Origin of the sequence: Sphingobium amiense, assembly GCF_003967075.1 — a bacterium.
GTDB lineage: Bacteria > Pseudomonadota > Alphaproteobacteria > Sphingomonadales > Sphingomonadaceae > Sphingobium > Sphingobium amiense.
This window is the reverse complement of record NZ_AP018664.1, coordinates 3,310,512-3,335,434: the sequence shown is the minus strand read 5'-3', so window position 1 is coordinate 3,335,434 and position 24,923 is coordinate 3,310,512. Positions and strand designations below refer to the sequence as shown.

Here is a 24,923-nt window from a genome sequence, read left to right as displayed (position 1 = left end):
ATCTTTGCATCCTCTCCTGCCCGCATGGCTTTCTGCCACGTCAAGGTTGAGGAAGGATTATGCTGATACAACAAACTAAGTGCAAGAGATTGGCGCATTTCTGCGCTTTTTCCGCAAGTGCGGCACATAATCTGCGCCACCCGTTGCACAGCGGCAACAGCGTTTCGCCGCTTTACGTAAGGGAAGTTTACGCCAACGGAAAGCGCAGCAGCCGGTCGGCGACCGGCACCAACGCAGCCGCACCCGGCCCCACCGCCCGGCGAATCTCGCCATGGCCCGCGTCCAGCCCCCCGGTCAGAGCGCCGAGCGCGGGCAGGATGAGCTTCGTCGCCGACCCTACGAAGCAGCGCCGCGACACATGCCGCCCGCGCAGCGACAGGCGCAGTTTCGGATGAAAATGACCCGAAATTTCCGGTGCGGGATCGGCCGGGTCGGCTTCGTGCCGCAGCCGGATGCCCGCCACCTCCGCTTCCGCGACGCGCCGCCCGCCGGGCATCGCCGCCACGCCCGCATCATGGTTGCCGGTGATCCACACCCAGTCCAGACCCGCCGTCAGCGCCCCCAGCCGGTCGCGCGAGCGCCTGTCGAGCCGCGCTGCGCCATCGGCATCGTGGAAACTGTCCCCCAGCGACCAGACCCGGCGCGCGCCCGTCCGCGCCACCAGCATCTCGATCAGGTCCAGCGTCGCCGCGCTGTCATGCGGCGGCAGGAACTGGCCGAAGCGCGCGAACCAGCTCGCCTTCTCGAAATGGAGATCGGCGACCAGCAGCGCCTTCTGCGCGGGCCAGTAAAGCGCAGCCTCGGGCAGCGCGAGAAACTCCTGACCGGCGAACGAAAGGGGAACCATGCCCCGCCTATGCGCCCGTCCGTCCCGCCTTTCAAGAGGGCGCAGCTGCCCCTATAGCGCGCCTCATGTCCTTCACCATCGCCGCCCTCTACCGCTTCGCCCGCTTCCCCGATCCGCAGGCCATCGCCGCCGGCCTGCGCGAGCGGACAGCCGCGCTCGGCACCTGCGGCACGCTGATCGTCGCGGGGGAGGGGATCAACGGCACCGTCGCGGGCGACAGCGACGCGATTACCGCGCTGGTCGATCATATCCGCGCGCTCCCCGGCTGCGCCGACCTCGACGTCAAATATAGCCACAGCGACGATGCGCCCTTCGCCCGCATGAAGGTGAAGGTGAAGGCGGAAATCGTGACGCTGGGCGCAGGCGACCTCGATCCCGCGACGCAGGCGGGCATTCACCTCGATCCCGTCGACTGGAACGCGCTGATCGCCGATCCCGACACGGTCGTCATCGACACGCGCAACGCCTATGAGGTCGCTTGCGGCACGTTCGAGGGCGCAATCGACCCCGAAACCCGCTCCTTCCGCGACTTTCCGTCATGGTTCGACGCCTTCGCCGGGGATCTGCGCGCGCAGGGACGCACGCCGAAGATCGCGATGTTCTGCACCGGCGGCATACGTTGCGAAAAATCGACCGCTCTGGTGAAAGCGCGCGGCTTCGACGAGGTCTATCATCTGAACGGCGGCATATTGCGCTATCTGGAGGAAATGCCCGAAAGCGAGAGCCGCTGGCAGGGCCAATGCTATGTTTTCGACGAGCGGGTGAGCGTCGGCCACGGCCTCGTCCCCGGCGATCACGTCACCTGCCGCGCGTGCGGCCTGCCGCACCCGCGCGACGCCGTCCATGACTGCCCCGGCGACGGCGCATGGCCGCATCGGGCCTAGCTGTCGCTCTCCACCAGTTCGGCGATCTCGAACGCATAGCTTTTCCAGCCCCGCATCCGCGCCCCGTCCGCCGCCGGTCCCTGCAGCTTCTTCGCTTCCGCCAGCGAGCGGCTGTGGCCCCAGAAGACTTCGGTCTTCCCGTTTTCCAGCACGGCGACGATGCGCCAGTAATGGGTGAGCGCGTCGGCGGTCGGGCCGATCCGCTTCACATAGCCATCGGGCATCGTCGCCGTGAGATAGCGTTTGCGCCGCGCCACCTGTCTCACTCGCTGTAGCGGTGCAGCCCCGCGCCCTGCGCACGCAGCCAGGCGCGGGCGGGGCGGGGATCGCCGCCCAATATGCGGGCGTGGGCAGCGTGGAAGGCCGGGCTGTGGTCCATATGGAGCAGATGCGCCAGTTCGTGCGCCACCGTCGCGCGGCGCACGTCGGGCGGGGCGAGGATCAGCCGCCAGCTATAGCGGATCGCGCCCGACGAAGTGCAACTGCCCCAGCGGCTGCGCGGATCGCCCACACCCACCGATGCGACAGTGAGGCCATATTCGCGCGCCATCGCCCGCGTTTCCGCCTCCAGCACCGCCTTCGCCCGCGCCCGCAGCCATCGCATCACCCGCGCGCCCACCGACTCCGCCGCGCCGCCGAGCATCAGCCGGTCGCCCTCCAGCCGGATCGTCCGGGTCGCCCCTGCGATCCAGCAGATGCGCACCTCCCGCCCCTCGAGCGGGAATGTCGCCCCGTCGATCAGCCGCATCGCTGCGGGCTGCCGCGCCATCTGCGCGCGCACCCAGCCTTCATGGTCCTGCGCCCAGAGCAGCGCTTTCCTGAGGTTCGCCCGCGTCGGCATCGACAGGCGCAGTTCGCCCCGCGCGCTGTCGATGGTCAGACGATAGAAGCGCGCCCGTGCCGAGCGCCGCACGCGCACCGGCATCGCCGCGCCGTCGATCAGGATGGTCGCGCCGCTCTCAAAGCTCGCGGTCGACAAGATGATTCTCCCAGTCGCCCGCATCGGCTTCCGCGACCGTCCAGCCGCGCACCGATTCGCCCGCGCGATGCACCGCTTCGCGGTCGCCGCAGATCAGGTAATGCCACTCCGGCAACGGCAATCCCTCGCCGCGCAGCCGATAGGCGCATGTCCGGGGCAGCCAGCCGATCTGCCTCACCTTGGCCGGGGTCAGCCGCACGCAGTCGGGCACGAATTTGCGCCGGTCCTTATAGTTGCAGCATTGCCCCGATTGCCGGTCGAGCAGGCGGCAGGCGACATTGGTCGGATAGATGCGCCCCGTATCCTCGTCCTCGGCCTTGTGCAGGCAGCATTTGCCGCACCCGTCGCACAGCGCTTCCCATTGCGCGCGGTCGAGCTGGTCGAGGGGTTTTTCCCAGAAGGGCGTCACTTGATCCATGTGTCGAGAAACGCCTGAACCTTCTCCGGCGCGCCTTCGTCCACGTCCGCCGTCGCCGGATCGTCCACGGGCACCAGCGCCACCGGCTTGCCTTGGGGATCGAACAGATAGGGGGTGCGGCTGTGGCTGACCAGATAGTCGCTCGCGCCCTTCTGCCGTTCGGGCGAATAGACGACGACGAAATCCTTCGCGACCTTCGCGATCTCGTCCTTCGTGCCGGTAAGGCCGATGAGGCGCGGGTGGAAGGCGGCGACATAATTTTTGAGCACGGCGGGCGTATCCCGCTCGGGATCGACGGAGATCAGCATCGGCTGCACCTTGGCGGCGAGCTTGGGCTTTTCCTTCTCGAACCGCGCAAAGCCCTGCATGATGCGTTGCAGGTCGACCGGGCAGATGTCCGGGCAATAGGTGTAGCCGAAATAGACGATGCGCCACTGGCCGGTGAAATCGTTCCAGCGGGTCGGCTTCCCGTCCTGATTAGTGAGGGTGAAGGGCGCGCCGATCTTCGCGCCGACCAGTTCGCCCGGCGCGCTGTCGCTTGATGCGTTGCCCGCGCCTCCCATATTGCAGGCGGCAAGCAGGGCGAGGGCGGGCATCAGCGCGGCGGTGACGTGTTTGTTCATGGCAAGGCCAGCCATGCCCTGCTAGGTGGGCATTTGCAATCCAGTGGGACGCATCATGAAGAACCGCATCCTTTCCGCTTTCTTGGGGTCGATCGCCCTGGCGCTGCTGGCGCCCGCCCCGGCGCAGGCGCAATTTTCCGACGCCTATAATTTCCTCAAGGCCGTGAAGGACAAGGACGGGCAGAAAGCCACCGACCTGCTCCAGAAGCCCGGCTCCACCGTGGTCAACAGCCGTGACGTCAACAGCGGCGAAAATGCGCTGCACATCGTCGTCGCCCGGCGCGACGCGACCTGGCTTGCCTTCCTGCTGGCGAAGGGGGCCAATCCCAACCTGACCGACAATGGCGGCAACACGCCGCTGATGGATGCGGTGCAGGGCCGGTTCGAGGAAGGGGTGCGCACGCTCCTGACCTTCAACGCGCAGGTCGACAAGGCGAATGACAGCGGCGAAACCCCGCTGATCCGGGCGGTGCAGTTGCGTGATCTCGGCCTCGTCCGCCTGCTGGTGGCGCAGGGCGCGAACCCGGCCAAGCGCGACACCATCGCGGGCATGTCCGCGCGCGACTATGCGCAGCGCGACAATCGCACCCCCGGCCTCGTCGAAGCGCTCGACGCGGCGAAGGCCAGCAAAAAGCCCAGCGGCCCGGTGCAGGGTCCGGTCTTTTAAGGGCGGTCGGCGCGCTCTACCAGCCCAGCTCCGCGGCATGATCGGGATCGCCGATCGCGGTCAGCCGCCGGGCCGCGCGCCGCGCGAAGCGCAGCGTTTCCGCCTTGCGCCGCGCCGCCGCCAGCGGTTCGACCGGGGCGGGGCGGACCAGTTCGGCGTCATATTGATCCGCGACGATCAGGCCGGTGCGCCCCGGCCATAGCGCCTCGCTGTCGAACAGGGCGATGTCGAACCCCGCCGGCACCGCCCAGAAGAAACGGTCGCAATAGTCGAAATAGTCGGGCCACTTCATGTCGCCCAACAGGTCCGCGCGGCTGCACTTGATCTCGACGATGGTCAGCCGCCCCGCCCCGTCGATCGCCATGATGTCGGCGCGCCGCCCGTTGGGCAGCGGCACTTCCAGTATCCCGCTCATGTCGTGCCGGAAGAAAAGCCGCAGCGTGCCCCGCGCCACGGCGAGCGCGGTGCCATCCGTCAGCGGCGAGCAGCTATCGGGGAGGGCGCTGTCCATCCCCGATCATTAGAACAGGATGGGAACAAATGAAAAGGCCGATTCGGATCGCTCCGAACCGGCCTGTCGCATTTCAGGGCCGAAAGGTTGCGCGGCGGGGCGCAGCGGGTCAGCGGTAAAAGATATGATTGTCGATCGACGCGAGCCGGGTCTTGCCCCAGCCCGGCGACACGCGGCGCGCGTGGAAGAACAGCGCGCCTTCGGCCTGGCTGTCCCATTCGTCCTCTGCGGCGATCTGGGCGATGGCGACGGCCTCGCGCCAGTCACGGCTCTCGGTGCGGATCGGGGGCATCCCGCCGCCGCGCACGAAGCTGAACTGGCTGGGCTGATAGACGACGCCGCACAGGCTGCTGGCGAAGCGGCCCGACCGGGCGCGATTGATGATGACGCGCGCAACGGCCAACTGGCCTTCGAGGCTTTCGCCCTTCGATTCGAAATAGACCGCTCCGGCCAGGCACTTCATGTCGCCGTCCAACTCCTCGGGCGCGCCTTGCGCATCGACCAGAGCAGCGAGGCTGCGTGCGGGAACTTCGGAAGGGGTGGAATTGTTTACATTGCCAAGCGGCTGCGCGATTTCACGCGGCGCGGCAAAGACGACAGCGGACGATCCGGCTGCGGGCGCCTGCGGAAGCGCTGTAGAAAGGGAAATGGCCGACGGGATCGCTTCCCCTGCGATCGACATGTCGGACGCCGTGACCGCAGCGATGGCGGACAGGGCAAACGCCGCGGTGATCGCGGCTTTCAGGCGGAAACTCATCTTTACTCAAAATAAGGCGGTTCTTGGCCGGGGCGTCGATTCTTAACCCATATTCCCGTTCGACGTCAGGCCGCCTCCCGTCTGCGTGTTTACCGCGCCCGCCCCCCGTTGGGCGAATGCGACAACCTGCGCGTTGGCGTGGCGGGCGCTCTGGACGAACCGTGACGGGGAGTCAACGATCAGCAGATCGTTTCAGCGGCGAACCGTTCTGCATCCGGGATATCGAGTTCGACGATCCACAGGTCGGGGTCCGACCGCCGCCGACGCCCCAGATATTGATCGACGGCCTCCGCCGCCTCATCCCCGCCCGGTCCGCAGCGCATCAGTTCATAGCCGCCGTCGACCCGCGCGACCCGCTCGAACAGCCCGCAATAGCGCCCCTTTTCAAGTGCCTGGATGAGGATGACGCCGCTTAACTCATCCCCCTTCGCCACCACGGTGGCAAAGCCGCCCTGCTCCCCCACGCGCCGCCGCAGCGCGCCGACCAGCATCGCGCTGGTCAGCCGCGCCTCAGCCGCCATAGCCCGGCAGCGACGACAGCGCGAATTGCGACCGCATGAAAGTGCCGGTGCCGCGCCCGACTTCTTCCCCGTCCGAATCGATCAGACTCGCCTCGGCGACATAGACGCGGCGCTTGCCGCTGATCCATCGGCCCTCGGCGCGGATTCGGCCCGGCCCGATAGGGCGCGTGAACAGCAGGTTGAACGCGGTGGTCAGAAGGAAACGGTCGCTGACCAGACTGTTGGCGGCATAGAAGGCCGCATCGTCCAGCATCTTGAAATAGACGGTGCCGTGCACCGCGCCCGCCGCGTGGAACTGGGTCTCATCCACATCGAAGTCGATGACCGACCGCCCAGCCTGCGGGATCGTCAGCTCCGACCGGAACAGGCGATTGATCGGCGCGGACCGGTAAAGCTGTTCGAGCGCGCGGAAATGCGCTTCCTCGCCCGACAGGCCTTCAGGCGGCGTCACGCGCGCCCGCGCCCGAAAGCAGCGCATGCAGCGCGCCCGTCGATTTCGCGCCGCGCAGCCGCGTCACCACCGCCTCGTCGCGCAGATAGCGCGACACCCGCGCCAGAGTCTTCAGATGCTCGGCCCCGCTGTCGACGGGCGACAGGAGCGCGAAGACGACATCGACCGGCGCATCGTCCACCGCATCGAACGGCACCGCCGGATCGAGCAGCACGACCACGCCGCACATCCGGTCGAGGCCCGCGATCTTGGCATGGGGAATGGCGACTCCGCCGCCGAAACCGGTCGATCCCAGCCGCTCCCGCTCGAACAGGGCGTCGCCCACCTCGTCGGCCTCAAGGCCGTAGGCGCAGGCCGCAAGCGACGCGATCTTCTGGAAAAGCGCCTTCTTCCCATTGGCGGCAACGCCCGTAGCCAGCGCTTCGGGTGAAACGATGTCGTTGAAATCAACCATGAGCAATCCGAAACCGCCGAGCCGCGCTGACAAAAAAGGGGCGCGCTTGTTCTCGGGTTGTGAAAGCCCGGCCCCATAAGCCGCCTGCGGGTTCAGGTCAACAGCGGGGCCGGGCGGGGGAGGGGCGCATCGCCCCTCCGGTCTGGGAAGATCAGGCGCGGGGTTCCACCCAGCCAATCGTGCCGTCGTGGCGGCGATAGACCATATTATAGGCGGACGTGCCCGCATTCAGGAACAGGAGCGCGTTGGTGTTGCGCAGGTCCAGCATCATCACCGCGTCCGACACGCTGGCTTCGGGGATGTCGACGCGCGTTTCCGCGACGATCAGGGGCGCGTCCTGCGCTTCCTCCTCCTCGCTGCCGCCCGCGAAGATGGTGTAGCCCGCGCCGTCTATCTCATCGACGCTATAGCCGTTCTCCCGCTGCGCCTCGGCGGCGGCGGCCTGCGCGCTGCGGTCCTTGAGGCGGCGCATATAGCGGCGCAACTGCTTTTCGATCCGGTCGGCGGCCTGGTCGAAGGCGGGATGCGCATCCTGCGCTTCGCCCGCGCCTTTGAGGATCAGCCCGGTCATCACATGGCAGACGATGTCGCAATGGAAAGCGCCGTGCGGCGCGGTGCGGAACGTGACCTGGGCGGAAAGCGCGCGGGAAAAATATTTCTCGGCCACGGCCTGCAAACGATCGGTGACGTGGCTCTTGAGCGCGTCGCCCGTTTCGACCTGATGTCCGGAAACACGAATATCCATATGCCTTCTCCTTGTTCTTGCCGGCCCGCCAGAACGGCGGCCCGGTTCCTTCCGGGAGGCATAGGCCACTTCGATAAGGGTCTATGCCTCCTGCAACCAGAGCGGCTCTTTCAGCGTCGCGACGAACGCTGCATGCCGCTCCAGCTCCGCCGCGCTGGCCGTAAAGACCCGCGCGGGACGCACAGGGCGAACCACGGCGTCCGCCGTCAGTTCCACCCTGACGATCTCAATGCCTTCCTCCTGTGCAAGACCAAGGCCGATCTGACGGCCGCCGGTCAGTTCGATGTAAAGTTGCGCGAGCAGTTCGGCGTCGAGCAGCGCGCCATGTTTGACGCGGTGGCTGCGGTCGATGCCATAGCGCGAGCAGAGCGCGTCGAGGCTGTGCTTGGCGCCCGGATGCAGTTGCCGGGCGATGGCGACGGTGTCGATCATCCGGTCCATCGAAACTTCGGGATGGCCGCACAGGCGCAGTTCATGGTTGAGGAAGCCGAAGTCGAACCGCGCATTATGCGCGACCAGCGGGCTGTCCTCCAGAAAGTCGAGCAGCTCCAGCGCGCCTCTGGCGAACACCGGATGTTTGGCGAGGAAGTCGGCCGACAGACCGTGCACGGCAAAAGCGGCGGCGGGCATGTCGCGCTCGGGATGATAATAAGCGTGGAATGTGCGCCCGGTGGGCACCCGGTTCACCAGTTCGATGCAGCCGATCTCGACCATCCGGTCGCCGGAAGCAGGATCGAAGCCCGTCGTTTCGGTGTCGAAAATAACCTCGCGCATCGCCTCTTCGCATCGAGTCTATGGCTGACCCTTATCGGCCTGTCTTGGCCCCAAGGCAAGCGACGAGACGGCGAACCTGTGCCTGCGTCGCGGCGAAGGTGGTGCCGGTATGGATGATATGGTCGGCGCGGCGGCGCTTTTCCGCGTCGGGGGTCTGGAGCCGCCTGATCTGCCGGAATTTGCCGGGAGTCATGCCGGGCCGCGCCAGCACGCGCTTGCGCTGCTTCCACGCCGGAGCGGTCACGACGATGATGCCGTCGAGCCATTTATGCCCATGGGTTTCGAACAAGAGCGGTATGTCGAGGATGACGAAGGGGCGGGAGCGGTTGCGGCGCAGGAACTTTTCCCGCGATTCCCGCACCGCCGGGTGGACGATGGCTTCGAGCGCGCGCCGCTCGCCCGCATGGCCGAACACCGCCGCGCCCAGCTTCGCGCGGTCGACGCCCATGGGACCGGTCGTGCCGGGAAAGCGCGCCTCGATCGCAGTCAGCAGCGCGCCGCCCGGTCCCTGCAGGCGATGCACTTCGGCGTCGGCGTCGAACAGCGGCACGGCGAGGCGGCGGAACATGGCGGCGACCGCCGACTTCCCCATCCCGATCGAGCCGGTGAGGCCGTAGACCTTCATTCCCCGCCCGAAAGCAGCAGCGCGCGCAGCTCCGCGTCCAGCTCGCGCGGCGCCTGCGCGTCGAAGAAGATGTCGAACGCGAGCGCCGCCTGACCGATCAGCATTTCCAGGCCATCGAGCGTCTTCAGGTCACGCGCCCGCGCCGCCTTCAGCAGCCCTGTCTCCAGCGGCGCATAGACGATGTCGTAGACCGTCGCGCTGGCGGGCAGAGGCGACAGGTCCAGCTCCAGCACCGGCTGCCCCACCATGCCGAGCGAGGTGGAATTGACCAGCAGATCGACGGGCGGCAGCGCGTCGGCCATGCCGATCACCCGGCCCTTCACCCCGGCCCGGTCGAGCAGCGCCTGCCCTTTCCCCGCATCGCGCGCCATGATCGTAATGTCGGACACGCCCAGAGTCGTCAGCGCAAAAAGGATCGCCCGTGCCGCGCCCCCCGCACCGACCAGCACCGCGCTCTCGCCCTTCCACTTGTCGCGCAGCAGTGGCTGGAGGAAGCCGCCCGCATCGGTATTGGTGCCGATCAGCGGCCCGCCCGTTTCGCTCGCGATAGTGTTGACCGCCCCGATCCGCTCGCGAACCCCGCCCGGATCGTCGACATAGTCCATCACAGCGATCTTGTGCGGAATCGTGATGTTGCACCCCAGCCAGTCGGGATCGGCCCGCCGCCGCAGGAAATAGCTGCCCAGTTCCTCCGCCCGTACATGGGTCTTGCGATATTCCGCCTCGATGTTGAGGGCGTCGAGCCAGAAATTGTGGATCAGCGGCGATTTGCTGTGCGCAATCGGATCGCCGATGACTTCAGCATAGGGAAGGGCGTCGCTCATGCCGCCAGAACGCCGCGCACACGCAGAAAGTCAAGCAAAGCGAGCAGCGGCAACCCCTGAATCGCGAACTGGCTGCCCTCGACCCTGCTGAAAAGCTGCGCCCCCGGTCCCTCGATCCGGTAACAGCCCACGCACCAGCGCAACTGGTCCCAGTCCGCATCGAGATAGGCGTCGATGAAGGCGTCCGACAGCGGCCGCACCGTCATCCGCACCCGCTCGACATGACGCCAGATCGCTTCGCCGTTCAGAGCCATTACCGCCGCGCTGTGCAGGTGATGCACCCGCCCGGAAAGAAGTTTCAGGATGCGGCGCGCGTCCTCGCGGTCCACCGCCTTGTCGATCATGCTCCCGTCGTCGAGCGAGAGCGTCTGGTCGCATCCCAGCACCAGCGCGCCCGGCACCCGCCGCGACACCCTGAGCGCCTTCAGTTCGGCCAGCGCATCGGCGAGCGCCCGCGCGTCGATGCCATCGCCGCGCAGCGCTTCTTTCGCCGCTTCCTCGTCCACGCCCGGCGACAGCGCCTCGAACGGCACCTGAGCGGCGGTCAGCATCGCCCGGCGGCTCGCGCTCTGCGAAGCGAGCACGATCATCCTTCCGCCTCCGCCAGTTCGCGGTCGTTGAACAGGTTGATGATCGCGGCGGCAGCCTCCTCGATAGAGCGGCGCGTCATGTCGATCACCGGCCAGCCATTGTCGGCGAACATCCGCCGGGCAAAGGCCAGTTCCGCCTGTACCTTGTCGATATCGACATAGGCGGTCTCGGGCGCCTGATTGAGCGACAGCAGCCGGTTGCGCCGGATCTGGATCAGCCGTTCGGGGCTGACGGTCAGGCCCACGACCATCGGATGCCGCAGATTGTAGAGGCAGCGCGGCGGCGGGGATTCGGGCACCAGCGGAATATTCGCCGTCTTGTAACCGCGATTGGCGAGGTAGATGGAGGTCGGCGTCTTCGACGCGCGCGACACGCCCGCCAGCACGATGTCGGCCTCCTCCCAATTTTCGTGCCCCACGCCGTCGTCATGGGCGATGGTGAACTGGATCGCCTCGATCCGCGCGAAATAGGCTTCGTCGAGAATATGTTTGCGCCCCGGCCGCGTGCGCGTTTCCTGCCCCAATATGTTGGACAGCGCGTCCGCCACGCTGTCGAGCGCGGCGACATGCGGCAGGCCCAGCGTCCGGCACCGCGCCTCCAGCCGCTTGCGCAGCAGATGGTTGGTGAGGGTGAAGAGGACGAGACCGGGATTGGCGGCGATTTCCTCCATGATCCGGTCGAGATGGACTTCGGACCGGACCATCGGCCAGAAATGGCGGATCGCCTCGACATTTTCGAACAGGCCGATCGCCGCCTTGGCGATATTCTCCAGCGTCTCGCCGGTGGAGTCGGAGAGGAGGTGCAGGTGGATGCGCGCCATGGGACATCTCTGTGAGGGGGCTGTGGATAAAGCAAGGGATGAAATTGTGGACAGCTTTGCCCCATCGCCCTGTCCCCGGAGCCGGGATTCTTATCCACAGACCCCCAACAGACCCACTTTTCCATCCACATGCTGTGGATAACGGGGGTAACTCTCATGACTCGGACGGCAAAGCGCGCCCTGCGGGAGTCAAGCTGTTGGCAAAATCGGGCGCTGCGCATAAACCCCGCTGCCAACGGAGCATCTATCTCCATCATCCTTTGAATCTAAATAATGAAGAGAGAGTGAGAGCATATGGACGCTCCGTCCGGCCCGATCGAAAAGCCGCTGCTCGGCGTCCTGCGCGGAGAGATTCCCGTCGTCCCGCCGATGTGGCTGATGCGGCAGGCGGGACGCTATCTGCCCGAATATCGCGCGCTGCGGGCGCAGAAGGGCGGCTTCCTGGAACTCGTCTATGACAGCGAAGCGGCCGCCGAAGTCACGCTCCAGCCGCTGCGCCGCTTCGGCTTCGACGGCGCGATCCTCTTTTCCGACATATTGATCGTCCCTTACGCCATGGGACAGGATCTGTGGTTCGAGGCAGGCGAAGGCCCGCGCCTCGCGCCGATCCTCGCCGAAACGGAGCTGTCGGCGCTGACCCCTGACTTCTCCCGCTTCGAGGCGGTCTATGAAACCGTGCGCCGGGTGAAGGCCGCGCTCGACCCTTCCGTCACTTTCCTCGGCTTTGCGGGCAGTCCGTGGACCGTCGCCACCTATATGGTCGCCGGGCAGGGCAGCAGGGATCATGGCGCGGCGCGGCGCATGGCCTATCAGCAGACGGACCGCTTCGCCGCGCTGATCGACGCCATCGTCGACGCCACCGTCACCTATCTCTCCGGCCAGATCGACGCGGGGGTGGAGGCGGTGCAGCTCTTCGATAGCTGGGCGGGCAGCCTCGCCCCCGCCCAGTTCGAACGCTGGGTGATCGAACCCAATCGCCGCATCGTGGAGAAGCTGAAAGCGACCCATCCTTCCATCCCGGTCATCGGCTTCCCCAAGGGCGCGGGCGCGAAGCTCGCCGATTATGCGCGGGCTACCGGCGTGGATGCGGTGGGTGTCGATGAAACCATCGACCCGCGCTGGGCGAACGAAGCGCTGCCCTCCGGCATGCCGGTGCAGGGCAATCTCGATCCGCTTGCCCTAATCGCGGGCGGGGCGGCGGTGGAGCGGGCGGTCGACACTATCCGCGCCGCCTTCGCGGGCCGCCCGCACATCCTGAACCTTGGCCACGGCATATTGCCCGACACGCCCATTGCGCATGTCGAGGCATTGCTTAGCTATGTGCGGCGATAAGGAGTCCTGACGCATGGCCTATCTCGGCGCTGCCTATCTCTGGGTCAAAGCGGCCCATGTGATCTTCGTCATCTTCCTGATGGCAGGGCTGTTCATGATGCCGCGCTTCTTCGTCTACCATCAGGAAACCGCGCCGGGTTCGCCCGAGGACCGAAAGTGGATCGAGCGGGAAACCCGCCTGCTCAGGATCATCCTCAATCCCTCGCTGGTCCTCGTCTGGCTCTTCGGCCTCATGCTGATGGTGGAGATCGGCGCATGGCACTTCGGCTGGTTCCACCTGAAGCTGCTCTTTGTGCTGGGCCTGTCGGCCTATCATGGCTGGATCGCGGGCTATGCGAAGAAGCTGGCGCGGGGCGAACGGCCGCTCACCGACCGCCAGCTCCGGATGCTGAACGAAGTGCCGGGCATCGCCGCGGCCGTCATCGTCATCGCGGTGATCGTCAAGCCCTTCTGACCGCCTGTCCTAGCCGCACCCGTGCTGGTAAAAGGGTGGCACAGCTTTGCGATAGGATCGCGCCCGCGCAACTTTATGTCAAAACTTGCGGGAAATATGCGAAGCTAAGCGGGATCGACCGCGATATTGTCGATGAGCCGCGTCGTGCCCAGCTTGGCCGCGCCCAGCAGCCGGCCGGGGCGATCCGCGACATGCATCGGCTCCAGCGTCGTGGCGTCGCACAGCGTCACATAGTCTATGGGATCGAATCCATGCGCCGCCAGCGTCGCCACCGCTTTCGCCAGCGCGCCGTCCACCGGATCGCCCTTCTCGATCTGCCGCTTGGCCTCGCCCAGCGCCCTCGGCAGCGCGAGAGCCGCCTTGCGTTCGTCTTCGCTGAGATACGCGTTACGGGATGAGAGAGCGAGGCCGTCCTCGGCCCGCTGCGTCGGCAGGCCGACAATCTCGATCCCCATATCGAGGTCCGCCACCATCCGCCGGATCACCGCAAGCTGCTGATAATCCTTCTGCCCAAAGATCGCGACATCGGGCCGCACCTGGTTGAACAGCTTGGTGACGACCGTCGCCACCCCGTCGAAATGCCCCGGACGCGCCGCCCCGTCCAGCCCCTCGCTCACCCCTGAAACGCCGATATTGGTGGCAAAGCCCTGCGGATACATGACCTCCACCGGCGGCGCCCACAGGATGTCGACTCCTGCGGCGGTCAGCATCTGCGCGTCCTTCGCCTCGCGCCGGGGATAGGCGTCCAGATCCTCGTTCGGCCCGAACTGTTTGGGATTGACGAAGATCGACACGACGACATGCCGCCCGTGCCGCCGCCCTTCCTCGACCAGCGCCATGTGTCCGTCATGAAGCGCGCCCATGGTCGGCACCAGAACCAGCGGTTTTCCGTCGCTTTTGAGAGCCTCCACGGCGGAGCGGAGGGCGGGGACATCACGCAGCGTTTGCACGGGGAGAACGGCTCCGATAAGGGCAGGGGTCAAGGGGCTGTCCTGCTAAGGCATGGGCGGGCAGGACCGTCAACACAGATTGCGATAACAGGGATCATCAGGCGACCAATGGCCAACGCGCAGCCGCACCTCATCGTCTTCGCCAATGAAAAGGGCGGCACCGGCAAGTCGACCACGGCGGTCCACACCGCCATCGCGCTGACCGCGCTCGGGCACCGCGTCGGCATGATCGACCTCGATCCGCGCCAGCGCACCGTTACCCGCTATATGGAGAATCGCGCCGAAACCGCGCGGCGGCGCGGTATCGACCTGCCCGCGCCCGACTTTGCAGTGCTGAAGGGCGACAGCATCGACGCGCTGGAGGCGGAATCGGCGGCGGTCGGCGATAACAGGGACTTTCTGATCGTCGATACGCCCGGCCGCGACGACGCCTTCGCGCGCCATATGGCCGCGCGCGCCAACACGCTGGTCACGCCGATGAACGACAGCTTCGTCGACTTCGACCTCATCGGGCAGGTGGACGCCGAAACCTTCAAGGTCCGCCGCCTCTCCTTCTATTCCGAACTCATCTTCGAAGCGCGCAAGACCCGCGCCAAGGCGGACGGCGTCTCGATCGACTGGGTCGTGCTGCGCAACCGCGTCCAGCATCATGACGCCCGCAACAAGAAACGCGTGGGCGACGCGCTCATGGAACTGTCCCGCCGCGTCGGCTTCCGCGTTATTCCGGGGCTGTCGGAACGCGTCATCTTCCGCGAGCTTTTTCCCTCGGGCCTGACCCTGCTCGACAAGGGGCATCTGGGCGACCTTGGCGTCAGCCACATCGCCGCGCGGCAGGAACTGCGCGAGATGGTGTCGGGCCTTGCGCTGCCGACGCGCGAGGGCGCGTCCTCAATGGACCTGCTCGGCGCGGCCTGATGGGCCTGCTGGCGCTGCTGCTCGCGGGCCTTGCGGTCTGGCTGATCTGGACGGGGAAGCTCCAACGCATGAGCGCAAAGGATGGCATGGTGCTGGGGGCGGCGCTGGTCGGCGCGGTGATGGCGGCGAAGGGCAAGCCGGTGATCGGCGCGCCGCTGCTGCTCGGCGCTGCGCTCTTCTTCGCCAGGCAGGGCAGGCGCCGCATCGCACCTGCCGCCCCGCCCCGCGCCGACACCGTGGCGCAGGCGCGCGCGCTGCTGGGTGTCGCGCCCGACGCGAGCGCCGCCGCCATCCGCGCCGCGCACCGCCGCCTCATCGCGTCGGTCCATCCCGACAAGGGCGGCACCGAAGCGCTCGCTGCGCAGATCAACGCCGCGCGCGACATCTTGCTCGCCGACCGCGCGGAACCGTGAGCCATAGTTTCCATCCCACCCTGCTCCGCGAATATGATGTGCGCGGCACCGTGGGGAAGACGCTGCACGAGGCCGACGCATGGGCGCTCGGCCGCAGCTTCGGCACCGTCATCGCGCGCGCAGGCGGACGCCGGGTGGCAGTGGGCTATGACGGACGGCTGAGTTCGCCCATGCTGGAAAGCGCGCTGGTCGAAGGGCTGACGCAGACCGGCATCGACGTGCTCCGCATCGGCCTCGGCCCGACGCCGATGCTATATCATGCCGAAATGACGGGCGATGTGGACGGCGGCATACAGATAACCGGCAGCCATAATCCCGCCGACCAGAATGGCTTCAAGCTGGTGCACGCCCATGCGCCCTTCTTCGGCGCGGACATCCAGCGGCTCGGGCAAATGGCGGCGCAGGGCGACTGGGAAAGCGGGTCGGGTCGCGCAACCGGCGTCGACATGCTCGAAACCTATGTCGACCGGCTGATGCAGGGTTTCGATGGCCGTCCGCTTCGCATCGGCTGGGACACGGGCAGCGGCGCCGCCGGTCCGGCGGTCGAGCAACTGGCGCAGCGCCTGCCCGGTGAGCATCATCTGCTCTTCACCCGTGTCGACGGTCACTTCCCGCATCATCATCCCGATCCTGCCGTGGACGCCAACCTTGCCGATCTGCGCGCGCTGGTCCTCTCAAAGCGGCTCGATTTCGGAGTGGCCTTCGACGGCGATGGCGACCGCATCGGCGTGATCGACCATCAGGGCCGCGCCATTGCGGGCGACCGGCTGCTCGGCATCTTCGCCGCCGATATGCTGCAAAAGCACCCCGGCGCGGCGATCGTGGCCGATGTGAAGACCAGCCAGGCGGTGTTCGACCGCATCGCCACGCTGGGCGGGCGGCCCGACATGTGGAAGGCGGGGCACAGCCATATCAAGTCCAGAATGAAGCAGATTGGCGCGGCGCTGGGCGGCGAAACGACCGGGCATCTCTTTTTCGCCGACGATCATCCGGGCTATGACGACGCACTCTATGCCGCCGTCCGCCTGATCCGGCTCCTGTCCGCTGCGCGATGCCCGGTCGCGGCTCTGGCCGACGCGATGCCGACCGGCGCGATCACTCCGGAACTGCACATTCCCGTCCCCGACGAGGAGAAATTCGGCATCGTGGAACGCGTCGCCAGCCGGTTGCGAAGCGCGGGCGCGGACATGGTGGAGCTGGACGGCGTGCGCGTCCGCACCGCCGATGGCTGGTGGCTGCTGCGCGCGTCCAATACGCAGGGCGCACTGGTCGTGCGCGCGGAGGGCGATGATACCGCCGCCCTGATTCGTCTGCTGGCGGAACTCGATTCGCACCTGTCCGCCGTGGGCCTTTCGCTGCCCGACAGGCACTGAAAGAGGCAGGTCGAAAAGTCTTTCGCCGCAACTTTCCCTTACGGAAACCGGTAAATTGTAAAGTGATTGCAACAAACGCAACCGTGCCCGCACTTTTCGCATTTGCGGCGAAGCACGCTGCACCGCAAAAGGAACGGGCCTTTCAGGCATCCTCTCCTAAAACTTCAAGGCCGCCTTCCGAGGCGGCTTTTTTTTGCCTTTTTTCCGCGATCCTCCACGGCGCAGCCGTAGCGTAACTGTCACGGCGCTCCGGAAAAGCGGCATGTCCGCCCGGCACGGGCACTGGAAATTAACCTTATTTTTGCTAAGCGGCGGGCCATAGAACCGGGTCGCGCCCTTTCGACGCGCCACCGGACCGCACGATAAGAGTCGCCTTCAGCAGAGGATCTGCCATGTCCCTTCGCCACCGTTTCGTCCCCAGCCTGCTCGCCACGCTCGCGCTCGCCGCGCCGGGAAGCGCCCTCGCCGGCGGCTTCTACCTTCAGGAACAGTCGCCCATCGAAACCGGGCGCGCCCTGTCCGGCGGCGCCGCGGCGGGCGATGACCCCTCCACCATCTATTTCAACCCCGCCGCGATGACGCAGCTTCAGGGTATCCAGCTTTCGGCGGGCGCGTCCGCCCTGATGGCGTCGGCGCATCAGACCAATCGCGGCAGCTACCGGTCGATCCCCGGCCTGCCCGTGCGCGCTCCGATCACGGGCAATGACGGCGGCAACCCCTTCGACAGCGTCATTCCGGTCCCCAGCTTCTACGCCAGCGCGCAGGTCAGCGACCGGCTGTGGCTGGGCCTCGGCGTCAACGCGCCCTTCGGCCTGAAGCTTGAATATGATGACGGTTTCTTCGGCCGCTACGACTCGCTCTACACCGACCTCAAAACCTATAATATCCAGCCGTCCTTCGCTTATAAGCTGACCGATGGCCTGTCCGTGGGCGGCGGCGTCGACGTGCAATATGTGAAGGCGACGCTCACCAACGCCCTGCCGCAGCTTTCGCCGCTGGCGCCCGCCGACGGTTTCGCCAGCCTCAAGGGGCATGACTGGTCGGTCGGCTGGAACGCAGGCGTGTTCTACACCACCGGCGACACCAATTTCGGCGTCCATTTCCGCAAGGGCATCAATCAGCATCTGGAAGGGACGCAGACCGTTTCCGGGCTGCTCGGCCCGATCGCGGCGGGCAATGGCAGCTTCGCCGCCACCGCGCCGCTCAACCTGCCCGACATCGTCACCGTGTCGATGATGCACCGGCTGACGCCCGGCCTGCGCGCGATGCTGACGGGCAAATGGTATAACTGGTCGAAGTTCAGGGGTATCGCGGTCACATCGGCGACTGGCACCACCAACAAGGAACTGGACTATCGCGACAGCTATTCGTTCAGCGCCGGTGCCGAATATGATGTCAGCCCCGCGCTGACGCTGCGCGCGGGAACGATGTTCGACCGCACGCCCACCAATCCGCAGCATCTGACGACCCGCGTGCCCGATGGCGACCGCGTGTGGCTGACCGGCGGGGCGACCTTCAACATCTCGCCCGCCGCTGCGCTCAACCTCAGCTACGCGCATACCTTCGTGGAAAAGGCGAACATCATCCGCCCCGACAGCTATTATCCCGCGCCCGCCACCGTCACGGCGACGACGCTGGCACAGACCAGCGGCAACGCGGATCAGGTCGCGGCATCGGTGACGCTGCGCTTCTAATCGGCGGCGGGAATCTCTATAGGGGCTTCGTAGCTTACGGAGCCCCTTTTCCATGTCCGATCATAATCCCGGCCTTCGCCCCTGGCGCGACATTGCCCGCCGCCAGAGCCGTCAGATCATGGTCGGCAATGTGCCGGTGGGCGGCGGCGCGCCGGTCACGGTCCAGACCATGACCAACACGCTGACGCATGACGTCCGCGCGACCATCGACCAGATCCGCCGCTGCGAGGAAGCGGGCGTGGACATCATCCGCGTCTCCTGCCCCGACGAGGAATCGACCGCCGCCCTGAAACAGATCGTCCGCGCCGCCCGCGTCCCCATCGTCGCCGACATCCATTTCCACTACAAGCGCGCGCTCGAAGCCGCCGACGCAGGCGCGGCCTGCCTGCGTATCAACCCCGGCAACATCGGTTCCGAGGCGCGGGTCAAGGAAGTGGTGGACGCCGCCAAGGCCAATGGCTGTTCGATCCGCATCGGCGTCAACGCCGGGAGCCTCGAAAAAGACCTGCTCGAAAAATATGGCGAGCCTTGCCCCGAAGCGCTGGTCGAATCCGCGCTCGATCATATCAGGCTGCTCCAGGATCAGGATTTCCACGAATATAAGGTTGCGGTGAAGGCCAGCGACGTGTTCCTCGCGGTCGCCGCCTATATGCAGCTCGCCGAAGCCGTCGATTGCCCGCTGCACCTTGGCATCACCGAAGCGGGCGGCCTTATCGGCGGCACGGTCAAGAGCGCCATCGGCATCGGCAACCTGCTCTGGGCCGGCATCGGCGACACGATCCGCGTCTCCCTCTCCGCCGAACCGGAGGAGGAAGTGCGCGTCGGCTATGAAATCCTCAAATCGCTCGGAATCCGCACCCGCGGCGTCAAGGTCATATCCTGCCCGTCCTGCGCGCGGCAGGGCTTTGACGTGATCCGCACCGTGCAGGCGCTGGAAGAGCGGCTCCAGCATATCCACACGCCCCTGTCGCTCTCCGTCCTCGGCTGTGTGGTCAACGGTCCCGGCGAAGCGCGCGAAACCGACATCGGTCTCACCGGCGGCGGCGCGGGCAAGCATATGGTCTATCTTTCGGGCCTCACCGATCACACCGTGCAGAACGAAGGCATGATCGACCATATCGTCGCGCTCGTCGAAGCGAAGGCGGCGGAGATCGAAGCCGCGAAGCTCGAAGCCGAAACCACCGACGCGGGCAAGGTGGCGGCGGAATAAGGCCGCGTCCTCCACCATGTCCTCGCGCGGTTTCGCCATTCCCTTTGCCGTATGCTGTATCGGCGTTGCGCTGTTTTCCGTGATGGATGCGGCGATGAAGGGTCTCAGCCTCTCCATCGGCCTGTATAATGCGCTGTTCTGGCGGGCGGTCGCGGGCACGGTCATGGGCGCTGTGCTGATGCTGCTGGCGCGCCAGCGCTGGCCAGTCGCGGCGGTGCTGCGCATTCACCTGCTGCGCGGTGTCGTGGTGGCGGCAATGGCGCTGCTCTTCTTCTGGGCGATCATGCGCCTGCCGCTGGCCGAAGCCATCGCCCTGTCCTTCATCGCGCCGCTGATCGCGCTCTACCTCGCCGCGCTGTTGCTGGGGGAGAAGGTTGGCCGGCAGGCGATCGGCGCGTCGCTGCTCGGCCTGCTCGGGGTCGGAGTCATCCTGTCGGGCCGCCTGCAGGGCCGTTACGAACCGGACGCTCTGCTCGGCGCGCTGGCGGTGCTGGCGTCGGCTGTGCTCTTCGCGTGGAACCTCATCATCCAGCGGCGGCAGGCGCAGGTCGCGTCCCCCATCGAAGTCGCCTTCTTTCAGCATCTGGTGATGCTTGGCGCGTTCGCGCCGGGCGCGGCGCTGTTGCTTGCGCCGCCGCCGTTGAAATCCGTTCCTCTTGTCGTTCTGGCCGCCGCGCTCGCCTTCACCTCGCTCGCCTCGCTGGCCTGGGCCTATGCGCGGGCGGAGGCGCAGCGGCTCATTCCGGTGGAATATAGCGCTTTTCTCTGGGCCGCGATCATGGGCTGGCTGGTGTTTGGCGAGCGGCTCACCTGGACGACGCTGGCGGGCGCGCTGCTGATCGTCGCCGGTTGCCTGATCGCCGCGCGTTCGAAACCGGCGGATCTCGCCCATGTGGAGGCGGGGGCGGCATGAGCGGCGTCACGATCCGCGATGCGCGACCCGATGATCTCGACACGATCATCGCCTTCATCCGCGCGCTTGCGGACTATGAACGGCTTGCCCATGAAGCGAAGGCGGATCGCGATATGCTGGCCCGCCACCTGTTCGGCCCGCGTCCCATGGCGGAGGTGCTGATCGCGGATCATGAAGGCGCGGCGGTGGGCTTCGCGCTCTTCTTCCACAATTTCTCGACCTTCGAAGGGCGGCCGGGCATTTATCTGGAGGATCTGTTCGTCCGCCCGGAAGCGCGCGGTCTCGGCGCGGGGCGAGCGCTGCTGGCGCGCCTCGCGACCCTTGCGATCGAGCGCGACTGCGCCCGGCTCGAATGGTCGGTGCTCGACTGGAACGCGCCCGCCATCGCCTTTTACCGCGCTATCGGCGGGCGCGCCATGGACGAATGGACGGTGCAGCGGCTGGACGGCGAAGCGCTGGTCGCTCTTAGCTCTTCTGCCAATCCTCGACGCTGAGGGCGATCAGCGTTGCCGCAAAGAAAGCCAGCGCGGCAAGGACGAGGACGGGGTAGACAGTGGCGATCATCGGTCGGCTCCTTTGACGCGGGTCTACCGCCCGGCCCATGGTGCCGCGATACGCATTGTTACGGATGCCGCGACGAACCGCCCGCACCCGCACTTGACGGCGACTCCCGCCTCGGCGCATTGTGCCGGACAGAACATTTAGGGGACATGGGGCAGTTATGGCCGTCGGCCGCACCGTCAAGAGACAGCCGGAATGGCGCGAGATGCTCAAGCGCAGCCTCATTCGCAGCGGCGCGCTGATCGGCGCGCTGGCGCTGATCGCCGCGACCCTGTTCGTCGCGCTCGCGCTGCTCAGCTATGCGCCCAGCGATCCGTCGATGAACACCGTGGCGGGCGATCATGTCGCCAACATCATGGCGCAGCCCGGCGCGTGGGCCGCCGATTTCCTGCTCTGGCTGCTGGGCGTGCCCGTGGCGCTGATCCTCCCGCTGATGGCGATCACCGCGCGGCGGCTGTGGGGCGATCAGGACATGAGCGGTTGGAAGGGGCAGTTCGGCAAGAGCTTAATCGGCATCGCGCTTATCGGTATTGCGCTGGCTCTGTTCCAGACCGAGCCGCTGGTCGGCCTGCCCGCGGGCTGGGGCGGCGTCATCGGTCTCGTCACCGCCAAGGGGATCGCCAGCCTGACCGCGCAGGCGCCTGCCGCCGCGCCGTGGATCAGGGGCGCGCTCGTCATCGCCGCTCTGATCGCCGGTTTCTTCGTCTGGTATCGCAGCCTTGCGCTCGAAAAGCCGATCATCGCCCTGCGCCGACCCAGCCTCCCGCGCCTCGGCCTGCCGCGTCCGGCCCTTGCGCTGGCAGGCTCCCCGCCGCGCGACGATCTGTTCGACGAGGATGACGAACCGGCGGAGCGCGTCATCCCCCCGCGCAGGCAGGTGATGAACGAACCCAAGCCGCCGATCACGATCCAGTCGCCCAAGCCCGCCCCGGCGCAGCGCGCCATGGCGCCCGTCAGCCAGGACGATCTGTTCGGCCACAGCTCGCTGCCCTCGCCCGACCTCCTCAATCCGATTCCCGCCAATCAGGGCGGCAAGATCGACAAGGCCGCGCTGGAACGGAACGCTCGCCTGCTCGAATCGGTGCTCGACGACTTTCATGTGAAGGGCAACATCACCGAAGTGCGCCCCGGCCCGGTCGTCACCATGTATGAACTGGAACCCGCGCCCGGCATCAAGGCAAGCCGCGTCATCGCGCTGGCCGACGACATCGCGCGCAACATGTCGGCGCTGTCGGCGCGCGTCGCGACCATTCCCGGCCGCACCGTCATCGGCATCGAACTGCCCAACGCGCACCGGGAGGGTGTGTCCTTCCGCGAACTCATCACCTCCGAACAGTTCGCGCAGGAAGCGACGCTGCCGATCATCCTCGGCAAGAATATCTCGGGCGAACCGATCATCGCCGATCTGGCGCCCATGCCCCACCTGCTGATCGCGGGCACGACCGGATCGGGCAAGTCGGTGGGCCTCAACGCCATGATCCTGTCGCTGCTCTACCGCATGACGCCCGATCAGCTACGGCTCATCATGATCGACCCCAAGATGCTGGAACTGTCGACCTATGACGACATCCCGCATCTGCTCTCGCCCGTGGTGACGGAGCCGGCCAAGGCGATTCGCGCGCTCAAATGGGCGGTGGAGCAGATGGAGGACCGCTATCGCATGATGGCGTCCATTTCCGTCCGCAACCTCGCCAATTATAACGAAAAGGTCCGCGCCGCGAAGGCGAAGGGCAAGCCCCTGGGCCGCCGCGTCCAGACCGGCTATGACGGCGAAACCGGCAAGCCGATCTACGAGGAGGAGCAGCTCGATTTCCAGCCGCTGCCGCAGATCGTCGTGGTGGTGGACGAACTGGCCGACCTCATGATGACGGCGGGCAAGGAAGTCGAGTTCCTGATCCAGCGCCTCGCGCAGAAAGCGCGCGCCGCGGGCATTCACCTGATCCTCGCGACGCAGCGCCCGTCGGTCGACGTCATCACCGGCGTCATCAAGGCTAACCTGCCGACCCGCATCAGCTTCTTCGTCACGTCGAAGATCGACAGCCGCACGATCCTCGGCGAACAGGGCGCGGAGCAACTGCTGGGCAAGGGCGACATGCTCTACATGCACGGGGGCAAGGGGCTGATGCGCGTCCATGGCCCCTTCGTGTCCGATGACGAGGTGCGCGTGGTCGCCGATCACTGGCGCGCGCAGGGCCAGCCCGACTATATCTCCGCCGTCACCGAAGAGCCGGAGGAAGGCAGCTTCGCGCTCGATGGCGTCGATCTGGGCGACGACAGCCCCGACGCGCAACTGTTCCGCAAGGCCTGCCAGCTCGTGTTCGAGAACCAGAAGGCGTCGACGAGCTGGCTGCAGCGCCAGCTCCGCGTCGGCTATAACAGCGCCGCGCGCCTCATCGAAAAGATGGAGGAGGAAGGGCTGGTCGGCCCCCCCAACCATGTCGGCCGCCGCGAAGTTCTGCGCGACGAGAATGGCAACCCGCTCTGACGGGGCGATTGCACATTGCGCAACCGGAACGACGTTCTTCGCATTTGCGGCATGGCCGATGCCCGCGCATAAGGAACGGGCCTTTCAGGCATCCTCTCCTAAAAACTTTCCGGCCGGTCCTCGTGACCGGCCTTTTTTTGTCGCTCGGGTCGCCGAAGGAATGTTGTCGCAACGGAACGACCGGGTTCACAACGGGTTCAATCGCCACGACATAGAACCCGCTTTCTGAACAACATGGAGTCGATCCCGATGAAGCGCATGACCGCGCCCCTCCTGCTCGCGCTTGGCGCGCCCGCCCTGACGCTGGCAGGTGCCGCCATCGCGCAGCAGCAGACCCAATCCGATCTCGCGAAGGTGCAATCCTATATCCGCGCCGTCACCACCATGACGGCCGATTTCAGCCAGACCGACCGCAACGGCCAGACGCTGACCGGCCAGCTGACGCTGAAGCAGCCGGGCAAGATCCGTTTCCAGTATCAGAAGGGCGTTCCGCTCCTGATCGTGGGCGATGGCAAGGCGCTGACCGTCATCGACTATGAAGTGCGGCAGGTGCAGCGCTGGCCCATCGGCAATTCGCCGCTCGCCGCGCTGATCGACCCGTCGAAGGATCTGTCGAAATTCGGCAAGGTCGTCCCGACCGACGATCCTGCGATCCTGAGCGTTCAGGCACGCGATCCGCGCCGCCCGGAATTCGGCACGATCACGATGATCTTCCGGCGCGACGCGGCCAGCCCCGCGGGTCTTCAGCTCTACGGCTGGGTGGCGCTCGATTCGCAGAATAATCGCACCGCCGTCCGCCTCACCGGCCAGCGCTACGGCGTGCCCGTCGCCGATTCTGCGTTCCGCTGGACCGACCCCCGCCCGCGCGGCCGTTCGGCCGGATAGACGGAGCCTCCGGAAAGACGAACGGAAAAAGGGCGGTTTTCGTTCATCCAGCGCTCATACGAGTGGCGCTATTCAGATCTCCACGACGCGAGAGACCACCGGGATTTCCCCCCTGTTACCCGGTTTCCCCCTCCCGTCGCAAAGCGCTTCAAGGGCGCGATCGAGACCCCCGTTCCATGCCCCCGGAGCGGGGGTCTTACTTTGTCCCCTTCCCCTGCGACCGCTTGCGCAACGAAGCGCGCAACCC

At 66.4% G+C, this 24,923-nt stretch carries 30 protein-coding genes; 13 read left to right on the top strand and 17 right to left on the bottom strand.

Annotated features, from left to right (window positions below):
* Positions 1-187: 187 nt before the first annotated feature.
* Entirely contained in the window at positions 188-847 is a 660-nt protein-coding gene (gene pdeM, locus SAMIE_RS16300; RefSeq protein ID WP_066700746.1) for a ligase-associated DNA damage response endonuclease PdeM, read from the bottom strand.
* A gap of 65 nt (positions 848-912) precedes the next feature.
* Between pdeM and trhO the strand changes: the two genes are divergently transcribed.
* Complete coding sequence (gene trhO, locus SAMIE_RS16295) at positions 913-1,731, top strand: oxygen-dependent tRNA uridine(34) hydroxylase TrhO (protein ID WP_066700747.1); 819 nt, start codon at positions 913-915, stop codon at positions 1,729-1,731.
* On the opposite strand, the gene SAMIE_RS16290 is transcribed toward trhO, so the two are convergent.
* Genes SAMIE_RS16290 through SAMIE_RS16275 form a run of 4 tightly spaced genes read right to left on the bottom strand, consistent with a single transcriptional unit; the run spans position 1,728 to position 3,766 of the window.
* Entirely contained in the window at positions 1,728-1,988 is a 261-nt protein-coding gene (locus SAMIE_RS16290) for a hypothetical protein (protein ID WP_066700748.1), read from the bottom strand. The two genes, trhO and SAMIE_RS16290, sit on opposite strands and share 4 nt — an antisense overlap.
* A 5-nt stretch (positions 1,989-1,993) precedes the next feature.
* Positions 1,994-2,734 (bottom strand): M48 family metallopeptidase, encoded by a 741-nt coding sequence (locus tag SAMIE_RS16285; RefSeq protein WP_126516877.1) that lies wholly within the window; start codon positions 2,732-2,734, stop codon positions 1,994-1,996.
* On the bottom strand, positions 2,691-3,128 hold the full coding sequence (locus SAMIE_RS16280; protein ID WP_066700750.1) for a YcgN family cysteine cluster protein: 438 nt from the start codon (positions 3,126-3,128) through the stop codon (positions 2,691-2,693). Before SAMIE_RS16280 ends, SAMIE_RS16285 begins: the two co-directional genes overlap by 44 nt.
* Positions 3,116-3,766 (bottom strand): SCO family protein, encoded by a 651-nt coding sequence (locus tag SAMIE_RS16275; protein WP_174522221.1) that lies wholly within the window; start codon positions 3,764-3,766, stop codon positions 3,116-3,118. Before SAMIE_RS16275 ends, SAMIE_RS16280 begins: the two co-directional genes overlap by 13 nt.
* Before the next feature lie 40 nt (positions 3,767-3,806).
* On the opposite strand from SAMIE_RS16275, the gene SAMIE_RS16270 reads away from it, so the two are divergent.
* Entirely contained in the window at positions 3,807-4,418 is a 612-nt protein-coding gene (locus SAMIE_RS16270; RefSeq protein ID WP_066700799.1) for an ankyrin repeat domain-containing protein, read from the top strand.
* Between the two features lie 16 nt (positions 4,419-4,434).
* On the opposite strand, the gene SAMIE_RS16265 is transcribed toward SAMIE_RS16270, so the two are convergent.
* From SAMIE_RS16265 to SAMIE_RS16215, 11 genes are all read right to left on the bottom strand, one after another.
* Entirely contained in the window at positions 4,435-4,929 is a 495-nt protein-coding gene (locus SAMIE_RS16265; protein WP_066700751.1) for an MmcB family DNA repair protein, read from the bottom strand.
* A gap of 109 nt (positions 4,930-5,038) precedes the next feature.
* Positions 5,039-5,686 carry a cell wall hydrolase gene (locus tag SAMIE_RS16260; protein ID WP_066700752.1) on the bottom strand — a complete coding sequence of 216 codons (648 nt, stop codon included), beginning with the start codon at positions 5,684-5,686 and terminating at the stop codon, positions 5,039-5,041.
* Positions 5,687-5,865: 179 nt separating this feature from the next.
* Positions 5,866-6,207, bottom strand: a complete 342-nt coding sequence (locus tag SAMIE_RS16255; RefSeq protein WP_066700753.1) for a DUF1491 family protein — start codon at positions 6,205-6,207, stop codon at positions 5,866-5,868.
* Positions 6,197-6,685 (bottom strand): PaaI family thioesterase, encoded by a 489-nt coding sequence (locus SAMIE_RS16250; protein ID WP_066700754.1) that lies wholly within the window; start codon positions 6,683-6,685, stop codon positions 6,197-6,199. The genes SAMIE_RS16255 and SAMIE_RS16250 overlap by 11 nt, the downstream gene beginning before the upstream one ends.
* Positions 6,645-7,112 carry a PTS sugar transporter subunit IIA gene (locus SAMIE_RS16245; protein WP_066700800.1) on the bottom strand — a complete coding sequence of 156 codons (468 nt, stop codon included), beginning with the start codon at positions 7,110-7,112 and terminating at the stop codon, positions 6,645-6,647. The genes SAMIE_RS16250 and SAMIE_RS16245 overlap by 41 nt, the downstream gene beginning before the upstream one ends.
* A gap of 151 nt (positions 7,113-7,263) precedes the next feature.
* Positions 7,264-7,857, bottom strand: coding sequence for a ribosome hibernation-promoting factor, HPF/YfiA family (gene hpf, locus SAMIE_RS16240; RefSeq protein WP_066700755.1), 594 nt, complete (start codon positions 7,855-7,857; stop codon positions 7,264-7,266).
* A gap of 81 nt (positions 7,858-7,938) precedes the next feature.
* Complete coding sequence (dnaQ, locus tag SAMIE_RS16235) at positions 7,939-8,631, bottom strand: DNA polymerase III subunit epsilon (protein WP_066700756.1); 693 nt, start codon at positions 8,629-8,631, stop codon at positions 7,939-7,941.
* Positions 8,632-8,662: 31 nt separating this feature from the next.
* Entirely contained in the window at positions 8,663-9,256 is a 594-nt protein-coding gene (gene coaE, locus SAMIE_RS16230; protein WP_066700757.1) for a dephospho-CoA kinase, read from the bottom strand.
* Positions 9,253-10,080, bottom strand: coding sequence for a shikimate dehydrogenase (gene aroE / locus SAMIE_RS16225; RefSeq protein ID WP_066700758.1), 828 nt, complete (start codon positions 10,078-10,080; stop codon positions 9,253-9,255). The genes coaE and aroE overlap by 4 nt, the downstream gene beginning before the upstream one ends.
* Positions 10,077-10,670: a Maf family protein gene (locus tag SAMIE_RS16220; RefSeq protein ID WP_066700759.1), complete on the bottom strand. Its 594-nt coding sequence runs from the start codon at positions 10,668-10,670 to the stop codon at positions 10,077-10,079. Before SAMIE_RS16220 ends, aroE begins: the two co-directional genes overlap by 4 nt.
* The gene (locus SAMIE_RS16215) at positions 10,667-11,491 is read right to left on the bottom strand and encodes a pyruvate, water dikinase regulatory protein (RefSeq protein WP_066700760.1); all 825 of its coding nucleotides are present in this window, start codon (positions 11,489-11,491) and stop codon (positions 10,667-10,669) included. Before SAMIE_RS16215 ends, SAMIE_RS16220 begins: the two co-directional genes overlap by 4 nt.
* Before the next feature lie 294 nt (positions 11,492-11,785).
* Between SAMIE_RS16215 and hemE the strand changes: the two genes are divergently transcribed.
* Together hemE and SAMIE_RS16205 are read left to right on the top strand one after the other, a co-directional pair.
* Positions 11,786-12,823: a uroporphyrinogen decarboxylase gene (gene hemE / locus SAMIE_RS16210; RefSeq protein WP_066700761.1), complete on the top strand. Its 1,038-nt coding sequence runs from the start codon at positions 11,786-11,788 to the stop codon at positions 12,821-12,823.
* 13 nt (positions 12,824-12,836) lie between these two features.
* A complete protein-coding gene (locus SAMIE_RS16205; RefSeq protein ID WP_066700762.1) occupies positions 12,837-13,277 on the top strand; it encodes a CopD family protein in 441 nt (146 codons plus the stop codon).
* Between the two features lie 104 nt (positions 13,278-13,381).
* Here the strand turns inward: SAMIE_RS16205 and panC are convergent, their stop codons facing one another.
* Positions 13,382-14,227: a pantoate--beta-alanine ligase gene (panC, locus tag SAMIE_RS16200; RefSeq protein ID WP_066700801.1), complete on the bottom strand. Its 846-nt coding sequence runs from the start codon at positions 14,225-14,227 to the stop codon at positions 13,382-13,384.
* 108 nt (positions 14,228-14,335) lie between these two features.
* Here panC and SAMIE_RS16195 point away from each other — a divergent pair, with 108 nt between their 5' ends.
* From SAMIE_RS16195 to SAMIE_RS16155, 9 genes are all read left to right on the top strand, one after another.
* On the top strand, positions 14,336-15,142 hold the full coding sequence (locus tag SAMIE_RS16195; protein WP_066700763.1) for a division plane positioning ATPase MipZ: 807 nt from the start codon (positions 14,336-14,338) through the stop codon (positions 15,140-15,142).
* A complete protein-coding gene (locus SAMIE_RS16190) occupies positions 15,142-15,555 on the top strand; it encodes a DnaJ domain-containing protein (RefSeq protein WP_066700764.1) in 414 nt (137 codons plus the stop codon). The genes SAMIE_RS16195 and SAMIE_RS16190 overlap by 1 nt, the downstream gene beginning before the upstream one ends.
* The gene (gene pgmG, locus SAMIE_RS16185) at positions 15,552-16,928 is read left to right on the top strand and encodes a phosphoglucomutase/phosphomannomutase PgmG (RefSeq protein ID WP_066700765.1); all 1,377 of its coding nucleotides are present in this window, start codon (positions 15,552-15,554) and stop codon (positions 16,926-16,928) included. Before SAMIE_RS16190 ends, pgmG begins: the two co-directional genes overlap by 4 nt.
* A 392-nt stretch (positions 16,929-17,320) precedes the next feature.
* Positions 17,321-18,622 (top strand): OmpP1/FadL family transporter, encoded by a 1,302-nt coding sequence (locus tag SAMIE_RS16180; protein WP_066700766.1) that lies wholly within the window; start codon positions 17,321-17,323, stop codon positions 18,620-18,622.
* A gap of 52 nt (positions 18,623-18,674) precedes the next feature.
* Positions 18,675-19,832, top strand: a complete 1,158-nt coding sequence (ispG, locus tag SAMIE_RS16175) for a flavodoxin-dependent (E)-4-hydroxy-3-methylbut-2-enyl-diphosphate synthase (protein ID WP_066700767.1) — start codon at positions 18,675-18,677, stop codon at positions 19,830-19,832.
* Positions 19,833-19,848: 16 nt separating this feature from the next.
* Positions 19,849-20,745, top strand: coding sequence for a DMT family transporter (locus tag SAMIE_RS16170; RefSeq protein WP_066700768.1), 897 nt, complete (start codon positions 19,849-19,851; stop codon positions 20,743-20,745).
* Positions 20,742-21,239, top strand: coding sequence for a GNAT family N-acetyltransferase (locus SAMIE_RS16165; RefSeq protein ID WP_066700769.1), 498 nt, complete (start codon positions 20,742-20,744; stop codon positions 21,237-21,239). Before SAMIE_RS16170 ends, SAMIE_RS16165 begins: the two co-directional genes overlap by 4 nt.
* Positions 21,240-21,466: 227 nt before the next feature.
* Complete coding sequence (locus tag SAMIE_RS16160) at positions 21,467-23,791, top strand: DNA translocase FtsK (protein WP_066700770.1); 2,325 nt, start codon at positions 21,467-21,469, stop codon at positions 23,789-23,791.
* A 249-nt stretch (positions 23,792-24,040) separates the two neighbouring features.
* A complete protein-coding gene (locus tag SAMIE_RS16155) occupies positions 24,041-24,676 on the top strand; it encodes a LolA family protein (RefSeq protein ID WP_066700771.1) in 636 nt (211 codons plus the stop codon).
* Positions 24,677-24,923 lie beyond the last annotated feature (247 nt).

Excerpts from the sequence above, each read along its gene's own strand:
- pdeM (WP_066700746.1), bottom strand. The coding sequence starts at position 847 with ATGGTTCCCCTTTCGTTCGCCGGTCAGGAGTTTCTCGCGCTGCCCGAG.
- trhO (WP_066700747.1), top strand. The coding sequence starts at position 913 with ATGTCCTTCACCATCGCCGCCCTCTACCGCTTCGCCCGCTTCCCCGAT.
- SAMIE_RS16285 (WP_126516877.1), bottom strand. The coding sequence starts at position 2,734 with ATGCGGGCGACTGGGAGAATCATCTTGTCGACCGCGAGCTTTGAGAGC.
- SAMIE_RS16280 (WP_066700750.1), bottom strand. The coding sequence starts at position 3,128 with ATGGATCAAGTGACGCCCTTCTGGGAAAAACCCCTCGACCAGCTCGAC.
- SAMIE_RS16275 (WP_174522221.1), bottom strand. The coding sequence starts at position 3,766 with ATGGCTGGCCTTGCCATGAACAAACACGTCACCGCCGCGCTGATGCCC.
- SAMIE_RS16270 (WP_066700799.1), top strand. The coding sequence starts at position 3,807 with ATGAAGAACCGCATCCTTTCCGCTTTCTTGGGGTCGATCGCCCTGGCG.
- SAMIE_RS16265 (WP_066700751.1), bottom strand. The coding sequence starts at position 4,929 with ATGGACAGCGCCCTCCCCGATAGCTGCTCGCCGCTGACGGATGGCACC.
- SAMIE_RS16260 (WP_066700752.1), bottom strand. The coding sequence starts at position 5,686 with ATGAGTTTCCGCCTGAAAGCCGCGATCACCGCGGCGTTTGCCCTGTCC.
- SAMIE_RS16255 (WP_066700753.1), bottom strand. The coding sequence starts at position 6,207 with ATGGCGGCTGAGGCGCGGCTGACCAGCGCGATGCTGGTCGGCGCGCTG.
- SAMIE_RS16250 (WP_066700754.1), bottom strand. The coding sequence starts at position 6,685 with ATGCGCTGCTTTCGGGCGCGGGCGCGCGTGACGCCGCCTGAAGGCCTG.
- SAMIE_RS16245 (WP_066700800.1), bottom strand. The coding sequence starts at position 7,112 with ATGGTTGATTTCAACGACATCGTTTCACCCGAAGCGCTGGCTACGGGC.
- hpf (WP_066700755.1), bottom strand. The coding sequence starts at position 7,857 with ATGGATATTCGTGTTTCCGGACATCAGGTCGAAACGGGCGACGCGCTC.
- dnaQ (WP_066700756.1), bottom strand. The coding sequence starts at position 8,631 with ATGCGCGAGGTTATTTTCGACACCGAAACGACGGGCTTCGATCCTGCT.
- coaE (WP_066700757.1), bottom strand. The coding sequence starts at position 9,256 with ATGAAGGTCTACGGCCTCACCGGCTCGATCGGGATGGGGAAGTCGGCG.
- aroE (WP_066700758.1), bottom strand. The coding sequence starts at position 10,080 with ATGAGCGACGCCCTTCCCTATGCTGAAGTCATCGGCGATCCGATTGCG.
- SAMIE_RS16220 (WP_066700759.1), bottom strand. The coding sequence starts at position 10,670 with ATGATCGTGCTCGCTTCGCAGAGCGCGAGCCGCCGGGCGATGCTGACC.
- SAMIE_RS16215 (WP_066700760.1), bottom strand. The coding sequence starts at position 11,491 with ATGGCGCGCATCCACCTGCACCTCCTCTCCGACTCCACCGGCGAGACG.
- hemE (WP_066700761.1), top strand. The coding sequence starts at position 11,786 with ATGGACGCTCCGTCCGGCCCGATCGAAAAGCCGCTGCTCGGCGTCCTG.
- SAMIE_RS16205 (WP_066700762.1), top strand. The coding sequence starts at position 12,837 with ATGGCCTATCTCGGCGCTGCCTATCTCTGGGTCAAAGCGGCCCATGTG.
- SAMIE_RS16195 (WP_066700763.1), top strand. The coding sequence starts at position 14,336 with ATGGCCAACGCGCAGCCGCACCTCATCGTCTTCGCCAATGAAAAGGGC.
- SAMIE_RS16190 (WP_066700764.1), top strand. The coding sequence starts at position 15,142 with ATGGGCCTGCTGGCGCTGCTGCTCGCGGGCCTTGCGGTCTGGCTGATC.
- SAMIE_RS16180 (WP_066700766.1), top strand. The coding sequence starts at position 17,321 with ATGTCCCTTCGCCACCGTTTCGTCCCCAGCCTGCTCGCCACGCTCGCG.
- ispG (WP_066700767.1), top strand. The coding sequence starts at position 18,675 with ATGTCCGATCATAATCCCGGCCTTCGCCCCTGGCGCGACATTGCCCGC.
- SAMIE_RS16170 (WP_066700768.1), top strand. The coding sequence starts at position 19,849 with ATGTCCTCGCGCGGTTTCGCCATTCCCTTTGCCGTATGCTGTATCGGC.
- SAMIE_RS16165 (WP_066700769.1), top strand. The coding sequence starts at position 20,742 with ATGAGCGGCGTCACGATCCGCGATGCGCGACCCGATGATCTCGACACG.
- SAMIE_RS16160 (WP_066700770.1), top strand. The coding sequence starts at position 21,467 with ATGGCCGTCGGCCGCACCGTCAAGAGACAGCCGGAATGGCGCGAGATG.
- SAMIE_RS16155 (WP_066700771.1), top strand. The coding sequence starts at position 24,041 with ATGAAGCGCATGACCGCGCCCCTCCTGCTCGCGCTTGGCGCGCCCGCC.